The sequence below is a fragment of the Bacillus safensis genome, assembly GCF_039619585.1.
Lineage (GTDB): Bacteria > Bacillota > Bacilli > Bacillales > Bacillaceae > Bacillus > Bacillus safensis.
Map to the genome: position 1 here is coordinate 2,819,680 of NZ_CP154909.1, position 13,069 is coordinate 2,832,748.

18 protein-coding genes are annotated in these 13,069 nt (G+C 39.4%); 4 read left to right on the forward strand and 14 right to left on the reverse strand.

Annotation, left to right across the window (positions count from 1 at the left end):
- Positions 1–4: 4 nt before the first annotated feature.
- The 3 genes from AAYR28_RS14570 to mnhG are packed head-to-tail and all read left to right on the forward strand — an operon-like array spanning position 5 to position 1,123.
- A complete protein-coding gene (locus AAYR28_RS14570) occupies positions 5–484 on the forward strand; it encodes a Na+/H+ antiporter subunit E (RefSeq protein WP_024425941.1) in 480 nt (159 codons plus the stop codon).
- Entirely contained in the window at positions 484–765 is a 282-nt protein-coding gene (locus tag AAYR28_RS14575; protein ID WP_024425942.1) for a Na(+)/H(+) antiporter subunit F1, read from the forward strand. Before AAYR28_RS14570 ends, AAYR28_RS14575 begins: the two co-directional genes overlap by 1 nt.
- Positions 749–1,123: a monovalent cation/H(+) antiporter subunit G gene (mnhG, locus tag AAYR28_RS14580; protein ID WP_024423320.1), complete on the forward strand. Its 375-nt coding sequence runs from the start codon at positions 749–751 to the stop codon at positions 1,121–1,123. Before AAYR28_RS14575 ends, mnhG begins: the two co-directional genes overlap by 17 nt.
- 92 nt (positions 1,124–1,215) lie before the next feature.
- On the opposite strand, the gene AAYR28_RS14585 is transcribed toward mnhG, so the two are convergent.
- The 6 genes from AAYR28_RS14585 to degQ all read right to left on the reverse strand — a co-directional run bounded on the left by AAYR28_RS14585 (position 1,216) and on the right by degQ (position 6,091).
- Positions 1,216–1,605 carry a hotdog fold thioesterase gene (locus AAYR28_RS14585; RefSeq protein ID WP_024423321.1) on the reverse strand — a complete coding sequence of 130 codons (390 nt, stop codon included), beginning with the start codon at positions 1,603–1,605 and terminating at the stop codon, positions 1,216–1,218.
- Positions 1,606–1,628: 23 nt separating this feature from the next.
- Positions 1,629–2,270: a response regulator transcription factor gene (locus AAYR28_RS14590; protein ID WP_034282566.1), complete on the reverse strand. Its 642-nt coding sequence runs from the start codon at positions 2,268–2,270 to the stop codon at positions 1,629–1,631.
- Positions 2,271–2,350: 80 nt separating this feature from the next.
- A complete protein-coding gene (locus AAYR28_RS14595) occupies positions 2,351–4,663 on the reverse strand; it encodes an ATP-binding protein (RefSeq protein ID WP_120207602.1) in 2,313 nt (770 codons plus the stop codon).
- A gap of 57 nt (positions 4,664–4,720) precedes the next feature.
- The gene (locus AAYR28_RS14600) at positions 4,721–4,888 is read right to left on the reverse strand and encodes a competence pheromone ComX (protein ID WP_080696376.1); all 168 of its coding nucleotides are present in this window, start codon (positions 4,886–4,888) and stop codon (positions 4,721–4,723) included.
- Entirely contained in the window at positions 4,885–5,799 is a 915-nt protein-coding gene (locus AAYR28_RS14605) for a polyprenyl synthetase family protein (RefSeq protein ID WP_034282569.1), read from the reverse strand. Before AAYR28_RS14605 ends, AAYR28_RS14600 begins: the two co-directional genes overlap by 4 nt.
- 151 nt (positions 5,800–5,950) lie before the next feature.
- Positions 5,951–6,091, reverse strand: a complete 141-nt coding sequence (gene degQ, locus AAYR28_RS14610; protein ID WP_003213123.1) for a degradation enzyme regulation protein DegQ — start codon at positions 6,089–6,091, stop codon at positions 5,951–5,953.
- A 505-nt stretch (positions 6,092–6,596) separates the two neighbouring features.
- Here degQ and AAYR28_RS14615 point away from each other — a divergent pair.
- Positions 6,597–6,953: a hypothetical protein gene (locus tag AAYR28_RS14615; protein ID WP_034282571.1), complete on the forward strand. Its 357-nt coding sequence runs from the start codon at positions 6,597–6,599 to the stop codon at positions 6,951–6,953.
- 35 nt (positions 6,954–6,988) lie between these two features.
- On the opposite strand, the gene AAYR28_RS14620 is transcribed toward AAYR28_RS14615, so the two are convergent.
- The 8 genes from AAYR28_RS14620 to AAYR28_RS14655 form a co-directional block, all read right to left on the reverse strand.
- Positions 6,989–8,215 (reverse strand): EAL and HDOD domain-containing protein, encoded by a 1,227-nt coding sequence (locus AAYR28_RS14620; RefSeq protein ID WP_061110020.1) that lies wholly within the window; start codon positions 8,213–8,215, stop codon positions 6,989–6,991.
- 137 nt (positions 8,216–8,352) lie between these two features.
- Complete coding sequence (locus AAYR28_RS14625; RefSeq protein WP_041115814.1) at positions 8,353–9,825, reverse strand: nicotinate phosphoribosyltransferase; 1,473 nt, start codon at positions 9,823–9,825, stop codon at positions 8,353–8,355.
- A gap of 17 nt (positions 9,826–9,842) precedes the next feature.
- Positions 9,843–10,394 carry a cysteine hydrolase family protein gene (locus AAYR28_RS14630; protein ID WP_024425949.1) on the reverse strand — a complete coding sequence of 184 codons (552 nt, stop codon included), beginning with the start codon at positions 10,392–10,394 and terminating at the stop codon, positions 9,843–9,845.
- A 60-nt stretch (positions 10,395–10,454) separates the two neighbouring features.
- The gene (locus tag AAYR28_RS14635) at positions 10,455–10,862 is read right to left on the reverse strand and encodes a YueI family protein (RefSeq protein ID WP_034282575.1); all 408 of its coding nucleotides are present in this window, start codon (positions 10,860–10,862) and stop codon (positions 10,455–10,457) included.
- 27 nt (positions 10,863–10,889) lie between these two features.
- Positions 10,890–11,138, reverse strand: a complete 249-nt coding sequence (locus tag AAYR28_RS14640) for a YueH family protein (protein ID WP_061110359.1) — start codon at positions 11,136–11,138, stop codon at positions 10,890–10,892.
- Positions 11,139–11,234: 96 nt separating this feature from the next.
- Positions 11,235–11,456 (reverse strand): spore germination protein, encoded by a 222-nt coding sequence (locus AAYR28_RS14645; protein WP_024425952.1) that lies wholly within the window; start codon positions 11,454–11,456, stop codon positions 11,235–11,237.
- 98 nt (positions 11,457–11,554) lie between these two features.
- Positions 11,555–11,776, reverse strand: a complete 222-nt coding sequence (locus tag AAYR28_RS14650) for a spore germination protein (RefSeq protein WP_003213446.1) — start codon at positions 11,774–11,776, stop codon at positions 11,555–11,557.
- A gap of 66 nt (positions 11,777–11,842) precedes the next feature.
- The gene (locus AAYR28_RS14655) at positions 11,843–12,946 is read right to left on the reverse strand and encodes an AI-2E family transporter (RefSeq protein ID WP_034282578.1); all 1,104 of its coding nucleotides are present in this window, start codon (positions 12,944–12,946) and stop codon (positions 11,843–11,845) included.
- Between the last annotated feature and the right edge of the window lie 123 nt (positions 12,947–13,069).

Sequence of the window (13,069 nt, forward strand, 5' to 3'; positions counted from 1 at the left end):
GAACATGGCCTTTCAAATATTACTAAACGCACTCCTCGCCTTTACATGGATGTTTATGAATGATACATACAGAGCCGCAGACTTTGTATCAGGTTTTGCATTAGGGATGATCGCCATTTTTATGCTGCGTCGATTTTTCCCGCAGCGTTTTTACGGCTATGCCCTTTATGCGATTTTCAAGCTGATCATCATTTTTATTCGCGAGCTGCTTCTTGCCAATTTAAGTGTATTAAAGACCGTATTATCTCCAAAGCTCACGATTAAGCCCGGTATTTTCGCCTTTCGTACGGACTTGAAAACAGATTGGGAAATCACCATACTGGCAAATATGATTACATTGACACCAGGTACACTAGTGATTGATATTTCCGATGATCGGTCCATTTTATACATTCATGCGATGGATATTGAAGATGCTGAAAAAGCCATTCACGATATCCGGGTTTCATTTGAAAAAGCGATTCAGGAGGTGAGCGGTAAGTAATGGAACTCATTTTGCAAATGTCACTTGGCATTCTTGCGCTGTCTACTTTGCTTTTTGTGATACGAGTGATCAAAGGTCCCTCTATTCCTGATCGCGTGAGTGCACTTGATGCGATAGGAATCAATTTAATTGGGATGACAGCCATCGTTTCAATTTTACTGAAAACCACTGCATTCTTTGAGATTATTTTACTGCTCGGCATCCTTGCCTTTATCGGTACTGTCGCTTTTTCCAAATTCCTTGAGAAAGGGGAAGTGATTGAAAATGATCGTCATCGCTAAAGCCATCGTGATTTTCTTTATCCTGCTAGGCGCTATCCTCTGTTTGATTTCAGCCATTGGTGTCCTTCGCCTGCCGGATGTTTACACACGTATGCATGCTGCATCAAAAGCATCGACCCTTGGCGTTGTTCTGATTTTAGTAGGTGTGTTTTTTCACGAATGGTTTCTTGCAGGCGTTATTTCTGCAAAAATCCTTCTCGGGATCGTATTCATCTTCCTGACAGCACCAGTCGGCGCGCACTTGATCGGAAGAGCCGCGTACAATACTGGTGTTAAGCTCGACAAGCGCAGTGTCCAAGATGATTATGGCGGTTTCCGTAACTTTGTGATTAAGCGAAAAGAAGATTCTTATTTATAAAAAGTAAAAAAGAATGGCCTGCCATGTTGGGCCATTCTTTTTTTATCGCGCAACAGCATACAAAAAAAGCTTCCGCTGCACCGGGAGCTTTTTTATATGCGATCAATGACAGCAAGTGTGCATCTTGACGTACAAATGTGCCGGTCTCGATCATCTTTTATATCGATTTGAAATACCATTGTACGCCGTCCTACATGTACTGGAACAGCTGTCGCTGTCACCACTCCATCGCGTACAGATTTTAAATGATTGGCATTGATTTCAATACCTGAGCAAACTTGCTGCGTTAAGTCCAAATGAGCAGCAGCCCCCATGCTCGCCACTGTTTCTGCTAGAGCAGCAGATGCTCCCCCGTGCAGCAGTCCAAATGGCTGTTTTGTTCTGTGATCGACTGGCATTGTTGCAACGCATCGTGATTTATTGCACTCTACAATCTCAATGCCTAGTGCCTCAAGCAGTGTATTTGATCCGCTCACATCCATTAAGGCCCTCTCCCTTCACACGTTTACAGCACACTTTCAGACTTGGCAATTAACACCGCTTCTGTACGAGATCCAACATTCAGTTTATTAAAGATGGATGTCAAACTGTACTCAATTGACCGTTTGCTCAAATGAAGCACATCGGCAATCTCCTGGTTCGTGTATCCTTTTTCCACTTCTCTAAGGATCAAACACTCCCGTTCGGTTAAGAGCTCGTGATCAGTCTGCTGCGCCTGTTCTGGCTTTTCTTGCTGCTGTGAAATTAATTTCTTTAAATAGGACAGCTGAATGACAACTTCCCCTTGCAATGTGCGGTGTATGTATTCAATAATTTTGTCTTTCGTCTCTGTTTTACTAATTGCACCGTGTAATCCAGCCCGAATAGCCTCTTCAAAATAATCATCTACTTCATACCCTGTATAAATGATAATTTTCACTTGATGGTTGGTTTCTAAAATTTGTTTCGCAATGTCCATTCCATTGATATCCCCGAGATTTAAATCCATTAAAATCACATCATAGATGGAAAAGTCATGCGTCTTTAAAAAGGCGGCTTCTGCATCAGGACTTAAACAATCGACTGATAGCTGCTGGTCTGATTCTAATATGCTTTTTGTCCCTTCCATGACAGCCGGATGATCATCAATGACCAATATCTTCTTCATGTCTTCCTCCCTTTAAATCACTCACTTCCATTTTATATAAAAGACTTGGCTGATGCCAAGTCTTAATCCTTAATAAATCGTTACAATTCCATTTCAATTTTCACCTTGAGCCCTTTTTCCGGGGCTGTGTGAATTTGAAGCTTTCCATTTAACGCTTTCACTCGTTCTCTAATTCCCGACAGACCCATGCTCATTGTATGCTGATCAAGATGACTGGCATCAAAACCGACTCCATCATCCTCATAGTGAAGAACAACCTGATCTTTAATACAAATCAGCATCACTAACACTTGAGTGGCTTTTGAGTGCTTCAGGGCGTTGGATAACAGCTCCTGAACAATTCGGTAAATATTCAGCTGTGAATCAATATCAATGTCCAATTCTTTATCAAAGCGTGTCGTATTCAGCCTAATATGAAACGGTGCTTCCTCCTGGATTTGAGAAGTCAGCTTCGATATCGCCTTTACTAAACCTAAATCATACAGCAGCTGCGGCCGAAGCTCATGACACGTTTCTCTCGTCGTTTGAATCACTTTGGACATTTGATCATTCCATGAGATAAGCGAATTTTCAATAGATGTCGGGCATTGGTTGTTTTGGAAATTCGTTAAAAACATCTCCGACTGCCTTTTTAGTGATATCAAGTCCTGCAGCACGGAATCATGAAGATCTCTCGCTAAATCTGAACGCTGCTTTTCTTCCATAGCAAACATGATTTTCTTCAGCCAGGCAGGATTGGCCTCACGCTGTTTCAAATCGTCAAGGTGCTCCATCAATTCTTCGATTTTAACGACATTTTCCAAACTGACACTTGTATAAAAGGCCAATGTTTTCAGCCAAGAAATCTCATCGCGCGACAATTTCGGTGTCCGTAAATTAGATAAACAGCAAATCACAAAAGAGTGACCGCCCCGCTCACCAATTTTCATCATGAACCCTTTATCAAGCGCAATGATTTTCCCGACTTCATCTAATATATCTTGAAATTGATCCACATACTCTTTCCATAGCTCGCTATCTCCTGTTGACTCATCAATTTCAACAATTTGCCCATCAGCCTTCACCTCAAGTACAAAGGCTTTATTAACAACAAGCACTTCTAAAATGGTGTATTTCAAATGGTATAACACTTGGTGAAGTGATGACGCCTCACGAATGAGCTGCGTGAATTTAAACACACTGTCCTGGTAATTATGCTTCTCTGAAAAACGCTTCAGACGAAAACGGAAATCTAGAATTTCTTTGAAATAAAAAACAGCCAGCATGAGAGTATAAGTGATTAATGCGAGCTTCAATGTGTACTTCAAATCTTCTGGTTTCTGCAAAATGTAAAACGTGACTACAACGAAAATGGTTGGTGTGATGGCTAGAAAGCCATAGTATCTCAGTCTACTAATTAGAAAATCCATATTGTAAAGTTTGTTCGTCATAAATTGGTACACGAGTGAAAAAGGAATTAACAAAACGATAGATGTCAGGATAAAAGGATTAATCAAATACTTATCAAAAAATACATAGGGAATAACGAAAAATAAAATAAATGGACTGAACGACAAAACATTTATAATAGCAAAAAACTTTAAAACTGAACCATGTGCTGTTTTTTTATATCTCTTCATCCCTCTGACTATTAAATAAAGTGCTACTAAAACTGTTCCGAAAAAAAACAGCAAACTGATGCTTGGAACATATTTTCTCAATTCAGATGACACCGAAACTCCACTATGTACTGCAAGATTAAAAATAGGTATCAAGTATAAGCATCTGATTAGTTTTGGGTTCGTTAAGTGCACATCAAATTCTTTGAAGTATTGATAGATAAAATGAATATATAAGATGGATACACTCGATAAACACAATAAGAGAACATAATGGCTAAATCTATCACCAATTCCTGAAGTACCTGCACTCAGATATCCAACACAAATTGACAATAAGAATAAAATTAATAAAAATGCAGATTTTCGTTGCGGCTCTTTGTTGATTTTAATAATAAAAAAGATACAGAATAAGCATATTGAATATAGAAGAAGAGGGATTAAATAGATAAATAAGCTTTCTCGACCAATCAATGTTTTATTTTTAAGTGATATAATTTGGTTTCCTCTTTGAATATCAATTCTTTGTACATTTCTAAGCTTACCATTAATCATATGATCTTGAATTAAATTAGATTGTCCGTTTATTTTTAAAATAATATCTCCTTCTTTTAACCCTGACGAATAAGCTAAAGAAAGATATTCAACGTCAACAACTTCCGTTTGACCATTTTCATTCTTTTCTACACGTGCACCATTAAAAATATCAAATACATAGATATATGAAATATAGATCACAAATAAAAAAGACAAAAACACAAGAAATGTGGACAATTTTGTATAGGTAAGCTTCATGTTTAAAACATCCTTAAGAAAAGATCATTAAATAATCATACAGGTTGGATCTTAAAATTAATACTCCCAGATGTATTTCGCACTCATGTATCCTTTTTCTACACCTTTTATAATGGCTGCGGTTGTTTGTGCATCTGCATGAATTAAACTTGCATTTCCAGATTTCAATTCATCGATCACAACTGGGTTCTTCATTAGATGTGCAATGATATTTTGAATGTTCAATCATTGCCCTCCTTTGTCATAAATGCATATAATTGTTCCTTCTTCGTTTTAGGTAAATCAAGTTGTTCAATTCCTCGCTTCATTTTTAACAGCATAATCTCTCTCATCGATACCATGTACTGAGTCAAACCAGCTTCAAGTAACTTCTGCTTCAATTGAAACGACTTTTGCTCTGACTCATCCAGCCGCTTAGAAAAGAAGGAAAGAAGCTCTTGACTGGCATCGTTAAAACGTCTTTGTAAATAACTGAATGCCAGCGTTTGTTTTTTTTGAAAATCTCCGTTTGATTTTGAAAATAACGCAAAAAAATCGTTACTGATCTGTTCAGCAACACCATAATATATCGAATAAGATTCCACAGTAGCGTTTATTTTTCCTGTCGCTAAATAAACACCCAGTACGCTAGAAAGAGCTGTTAAAGATCCTGATTTTTTCCTTAAAACCTCTACACACTCTTCTTCTGTTCCATGCAAATGTCGCAAATCCTCATGCTGACCTTCCATTGACATTTTGATGAAATGGAACAGTTTCTCTACTAGTTGAGAATTATTTTCACATATTGACGTGATGAATTGAATACTCACCGTATACAAATACGTAGAAGCATTGATGGCCACTCCTTGGTCGACGTTCATCCAAGGATACGAATCATTGTCCTGATCTTCAATATCATCTAATATATCGGCAGCTAAGATGAGAAGTTCAATCCCTGCTGCCAGTTTTGTAATCGCTTGCTTGTCTTGTCCGTCAAATGCCTCATAATGCTGATAAGCTAATTGACCAAGAGGAAATTCTTTTTTTCTATCTGTAAATTTCAAAAGCAGCTTTTGTAAATCATTCTGCCTGACTGCATGTTGAATAAAATCAGACATATTCTGCTTGATTTTTGTATTCTCTAGATAGTTTAGCATACTCGATCTTGTACCTCACCCTTCCGCCTTTTATTTTACTAAAAAGACATGAGCAAATGTCCACTGACATCACTATTTAACAATTATATAATAATATATCCTTTTTTTGTATGTATTTGGATAAAAAAAAGACTTGATGATTATCAAGTCTTTAAGAAATTTTCACATATTCATATTTGTCGTATTGATCAATGCTTTTGTTAATGTTATGAAGAGAAGCCGTTGTTTCTCTGATTTCGTTTTCAAGTTTCCATAATAATTGTTTAAGTTCTTCGATTTCATACTTTTCCATCGATTCCACTCTCCTTTTTTGGAAGATCAATGTATTTGTGTATGGTGATTGGGTCATAAGTATTTGATCTGTTACTAACAGTGTAAATGTAATTGAGTATTTTTTCACCGAAAAGTATACACAAAACGTGTGCGCGATACCGCAAAATTCAATAGGTCTTTTTTCATCATTTTCTGACTTTTCAAATCATACTTTTATCTCAATTTCAAAGGAATTGCGTCATTTTTGCGACAGGAATAAGCATCATTCGTCACACTTCTCTCCCGATAGAACGTACGATCCCCTCTGTATCTTCGGTTTTGCGTGTCATAGGTCAGACGACAGATGCTATTGTGGACACCGCAATTTTTTGGCGACATTCACCGAAATTGACCGCAAAAGTACCTATTTTTATGCTGGAATTACAAAGATAGAAAGATCATTTTGATTCTTTATTCTGATTTTCTACATACATTTAGAACAGATATCCGTCCAATTTCACGTCAATGAGAGAAGAGGTGACCATGTGTTTTACTATGTTCCTTATCCTGCTTTGCAGGTTCCCGCAATGAGCCGCGCATACCCGCCGCGCACGCCAATGACTTTTCCTCCAGTAGATGCCCACTCATTTCAACGAGCCGCAAAAGAATCAGCCCGCCTCGTTGCTGATGCTTCACTCATTACACAGCAAATTTCAAGCTCCCTTCCGTTTGCGCAGCGCATCATGGAGGCTGCTGAGCGCTCTGATTCAACAAGTGTCGTCCGAATGCTGAAGCAAATCGGTGTGAAAAGCGGCATTGATATCCGCTTTAGTCCAGAAGGGATTCGAATCTACTTGTCTCTTGCCTCCAGCAGACTTTTCCTTCTTTTAAAGTGGGCATGACAAAGAAAAAGCCGCTCTCACGCGAGCGGCTTTTCTTAAGATTCAAACATTTTATGGCACCATTCAATGGCTTCTATATAACAGCCATAGGCTTCCTGTTTCGGGAGATTTCCATCTAATATCTCATCATCCCATTCATTTCGTTCAATACGTTTGGCCACACCTAGTACAAAAGAATAATCATTTTCATAGCCAAGCAGTGCCTCGCCAACTTCATCAGAAAGCGGCAGTTCCTTCACAAGTTCTGTGATATCTGCCCTGACAAGCGTATCAATGAGAGAAAACATACCTGTCAGCATATAAGAGGCGGGGTGCTCTCGTTCAGTACGAGAAGCAATCAGTTCACACGTTTTGGCACGAATGAATGACATTTTGATGATTTCTTTTTGGCTTGAATTAGCTTGGACATTCAGTTCTTTAAATGAAAGGATAAAGATCCAGCGCCGAATTTCATTAAACCCAAGCAGAATAATCGCCTGCCGGATACTTTTAATTTGATAAAGACGTCTCATGCCGCCTGAATTCAGCATTTTTAATAATTGATATGATAGCGAAAGGTCACTTTCAATAAAATGGGTCACGGTCTGGATATTCGGCTGGTCCTTGCTTAACTCATTTAAAAGCTGATGGTACGCATGGAAGCTGGTCGATAATGCTCGTCCCGATATCACATGCGGCTCACTAAAGAAATACCCTTGAAACAAGTGGAAGCCCGCTTCAAGCGCCTCTTCATATTCTCTTCTCGTTTCTACCTTTTCTGCTAGGAATCGAAGGCGATACTTTTTATACGAATGCAGAATATCTCTTCGTTCTTGCGTTGTGGTTTTCAGAAAGTCAATTTTTAAAATATCTATGCAGTAGAGGAGTTCCTCAAGCAGCTTGTCACTATAATGTGTTCCGTTTAGGAAGAAATCATCGAGTGCAATCGTATATCCCCATTTTTTTAACTGCTTACATCTCATAATAAGTGCCGGGGTAATCGGTACATTTTCTAATATCTCGATCACAAGCTGATGCGGATCAAAATAGGTGAGCAGATCAGATGAAAGCAAGCTTTCGGTGAAATTAATGTAGCATCGTTTTCCTTCTGTCAGTGTTTCGATGCCGATATTTAGAAAACTGTTGATAATGAGGTCCGTTGTCGCTTGATCACCGTCTTCAGCGCTATATGTATTGGTTTCACTATCTCTATAAAGCAGCTCATATGATACGACTTGTTCTTTTCTGTTAAAAATAGGCTGTCTCGCAACAAACACCCTCAACTGCTCCAATCCTCCTTTATGCCATGACAAACAAGATGTGCTTTCAGTATACCAAATGATTGCGGTTTTAGTTCAATTTCAATCGGTCAAAATAAAAAAAAGAGACCACCTGGCTTGATGGTCTCCCTTTCTTCAAATCATTCGCTTTCATAAAGCTCTTTTTTGATTTTATTTTTCACATCATGGATAAACTGCATTTTATTATCCCAGCATTTTTGACTCAAATCGACTGGATATTCTTCTGGTTTGCTGATTCGTTTGTATTCCTCCCAGAAGAGTCCAAGACTGTCCTGCACGTAGGCTTGAATCGTTTGAATATCTGGATTGTCATAGACAAGTTTTCCTTGATCAAAAATCGGGACGTGAAGATCTTTCGCCACAAAGTTTGTCACGAATTTACTAATAAACGTATGCACAGGATGGAACATTTTTAGTTTATCCTCACTATGAACATCTTCCTCTTCAAGTGCAATGTAGTCGCCCTCAGAATGATGATTCAATTGATTGATAATCCGGTACACACGTTTACGGCCTGGTGTTGTCACTTTCTCTGGGTTGGATGAAATTTTGATGGTATCATTCATTTTGCCGTTTTCTTCAATGGACACCAGCTTATATACTGCACCTAGGGCTGGCTGATCGAATGCTGTGATCAGTTTTGTCCCAACACCCCACACATCAATTTTGGCGCCCTGTGCCTTTAAATTCATAATGGTGTGTTCATCAAGATCGCTTGATGCAATGACTTTAGCATCATGGAAACCTGCTTCATCAAGCATTGTTCTAGCTTTTTTAGACAAGTATGCAAGGTCTCCGCTATCAAGTCTGACACCAATGAAGTTGATTTTATCTCCAAATTCTTTCGCTACCTTAATCGCATTCGGAATACCTGATCTGACGGTATCATACGTATCGACTAAAAAGACGCAGTCTGTATGTGTTTCAGCATATTTTTTAAATGCCGTATATTCATCGCGGTATGCTTGTACAAGTGCGTGGGCATGCGTTCCTGATACTGGTATGTTGAAGCGTTTCCCAGCACGAACATTACTTGTCGCCTGAAAGCCGCCGATGAGTGCCGCTCTTGCTCCCCACATCGCTGCATCCATTTCATGCGCACGTCTTGTTCCGAATTCTAATGCTGTCTCATCTTCTATGATTCCTTTAATCCGGGCCGCTTTTGTTGCAATCAGCGTCTGGAAATTCACGATATTGAGCAATGCCGTTTCGATTAACTGAGCTTCAACAAGCGTTGCCTCGATGCGCATAATCGGTTCATTCGCAAAGACAATTTCCCCTTCTCGCATTGAATGAAGTGTACCTGTAAAGGACAATCCGCTTAAATAGTCAATGAAATCGCTTTTATAACCGAGTTCATCTTTTAAATACGCTAGATCGCTTTCGGTGAAGGAAAAGTCCGATAAATATTCAATCGCTTTCTCTAAGCCAGCAAATACAGCGAAGCCATTGTCAAATGGAAGCTTTCTAAAGAAGAGTTCAAAGACTGCCTTCTTCTCATGAATGCCGTCTCTCCAATACGTTTCTGCCATGTTAATTTGATAAAGATCTGTATGTAGTGATAAACTGTCGTCATTAAACCGATGCTCCAACTTCCATTCTCCTTCCCTTACTTAACCACTTTCGCACCAAGCGACTGCTCAAAGTGAGAAAGTGCCCACTCGTGCCCCGCTTCATTAAAACTCGCCACAGCATTTTGGTGAATCACAAGTTCAAAGCCTTTATTGTACGCATCAACAGCTGTATGAAGTACACAAATATCGGTACATACGCCGGCTAAGTGAAGTTCCGTGATGCCGCGCTCGCGCAGTTTCATTTCTAATTGAGTGCCTGCAAAAGCAGAGTATCTTGTTTTTTCCATATAGTAGACATGTTTTAAATGTTTTGACGTGTGAAATAGTGAACTTAGTTGTCCATAAAGTTCAATACCCTCTGTTCCGCGAATATTATGGGGCGGAAATAACTTTGTCTCTGGATGATAAGGGTCCTCTTCTTCATGATGATCGACAGCAAAGACGACAAAGTGGCCTTCATCAATAAATGAAGAAGTGATTTCTGTGATCTTAGACTCAATCGCCTGTCCAGGCTTTCCGCATGTCAGTTTTCCATCGTCTGCAACAAAATCAACTGTATAATCTATACAAATCAACGCTTTGCCCATCCGCATCTCTCCCATATGCTCTTTTGAATCATTATAGCTTATTCATTTCACTAGGGAAACCTATTCAACAGATTCATGAGAAAAAGCTTTTTGAAACAGCTCATCCTCTATATAGATATGCTCCTGATTGACCGCATCAGGCATCTCTATGACAAGACCAAAAGGAGAGTGCGCTTCGTGATGATTCACCACTTTAAAGGAACATCCAGCGGCATTTGCCATTTTGACATATTGAGAATAAGAAGCATAGGAAAGTTCACCATTTAATAGAACTGTGGCCTGGCGATTGGCCTTCAATATTTGTTCGACTTCTTGATACGGTTTATTTCTTGATACTTGTCCCTTTGTCAGGGCGAGAAGCGCTCGTTCCCTTAATGAACCAAGAAACATTCTTCGTTCATCAGGTTTTGTTTCAGCATGTCCAAATATCCCTTGCTGCAAATAAAAGTCTACGGATTCTTCTTTCATCGCTGTGTTCACTCCTGGTTTCTAAATTTACATTTCTGTGACCCAGTGCACAATCTTGAGTGCGAGGTCACGGGCTTCGTCTGTTTCTACTCTTTCCATTAAGGATTGTTCAAGCGTATGGTTGAGCTGCTCCTTTTCGTCCTCATACGCAATGGACATACTCCATTCAATGTCAGGTACGGCTACAAGCGTTTTATATTCTTTTTTATTTTCATGTAAATATACATTGTAGGTCTTTGGTTGTCCGCTTGTGATGTGTGCTTTTCTAATTTTCATTTGACTCAGTTCACACCTCTTTTTTCTTCTTACATCCATATCCATTGTACCATAAAAAAAGACAGCTTCTGAAAAGGAATTCTCTTTCAAAGCTGGCTATGCATTAAAGCTCTTTTGCTGGCTGATCAGGTCTATATCCCACATAAACGTAACGTTTGGACTGCTAAAAAATTGGACAAAGTCCCCTGCATTATAGGTACCTGATCCACCGGCGGAGTGATCGACACTTTTTGGCGAAATGGCAAAAACATCACCGAAATGTGCAGAACCATTTCCAATCACACGGTCAATATGAATAGGCCCAACAATCGCTGGCATCTTTCCACCACCTTTTCTCCCCACATCATATGCCCAGCTCAAAAATACGTGTATGAAAAATAAAAAAGACAGCTGATCTGTGACCATCAGCTGCCTTTCTATGCGTTAAATGATTGAGGCTGGCCAAACAATGTAAAGTCCCAAAGCATCGTGGCATTCGGATCACTTGTAAGTGACATATAATCACCTGAATTAAAGGCTCCCGCACCGCCAGTAGAGTGGTCTACAGCCAAAGGAGCAATGGCCAGGACATCACCGAAAGTAGCTGCACCGTTTCCTCCTAACGACTCGATATGAATAGGTCCAACGATTGCAGGCATCAGAATCTCCCCCTATCTGCTTATCTCAATCATCTTATGCAAGAAGGGAAAAGGTGTGCATCTGTCCTAGACGTTTAAATGCTGTTCTTTGCGAGATCGCTGACGCAGCTGCACCAATCTGACAATATTCAAGGTGATGGCTTTGAGCAGTGCATAGACAGGGACCGCAAAAATCATGCCAAGGATTCCGCCAAAGCTTCCTGCCCCAATTAATAGCAGGATGATGGTCAAAGGATGTGTGTTGAGGCGTTTCCCAATGATCAATGGAGAAATGACATTTCCGTCAATTTGCTGAACGACAAGAATGACAATGACTGTCACCACCGCTTTTCCAGGCGAATCAAGAAACGCAATAAGCACAGCTGGTGCCGCGCCAAGATATGGCCCAAGGTACGGAATCACATTTGTGACCGCAATGATAATGCCGAGAATGAGCGCATATTTCACACCGATTAATAAGTATCCGATAAAACAAGCCACTCCAACAAACAAACAGACAACAATCTGCCCTTGTATGTAAGCTGCAAGCGTATCGTTTAATTCTTTAAAGATTTTCAATCCTTCCTTACGGTAAGGCATTGGCAAAAATTGAACGAGCTTGTCCGGAAACTTATGTCCGTCTTTCAACATATAAAACAAAATGAACGGAACTGTGATCACAGCTAAAGCAATATTGGCAATCACACCAAACACAGCAGACATACTTGAAGCAATATTTTCCGGCAAACCTTTTAATGTCGAAACAATTGTCTGTTCAAACTTCGAGACGGAGACATAATCTTGGTTCATCATCCAAGTAAATGTTTTAGAATGCGAGAAGTCGTTGATAAATTTCTGCATATCCGTCACATAACCAGGGAAGCTTTTGACAAGTCCACCAACCTGCGTGACAATAACCGGTCCCGCAGCATTCACAATGAACGTGATGAGTCCGATGAACAAAAGATAAATGATCAGGATAGCAAGTGTCCTAGGAATTTTCCTGGACAAAAATCGAACAATTGGATTAAAGATGAAAAAGAGAATTCCAGCCAGCAAGATGGGAACAAACAAGGTAGATGCAAATAAAATAATTGGCTGAAATAAAAACGAAACCTTTGTAGATACATAAACAATGAGTAAAACAAGTAATATTTGGAATGTCCAAAAATGAACTTTAGATTTTAACAAAGATGCTCCTCCTGTTACGTATTGATCTTATTAAAAAACTACTATTCCACCCACCTTCTGTCAACTGCTTCTTGTTTTAGAACCTTATTTTTTGTAAAAAAAAGAACAATTGGTATATCATGC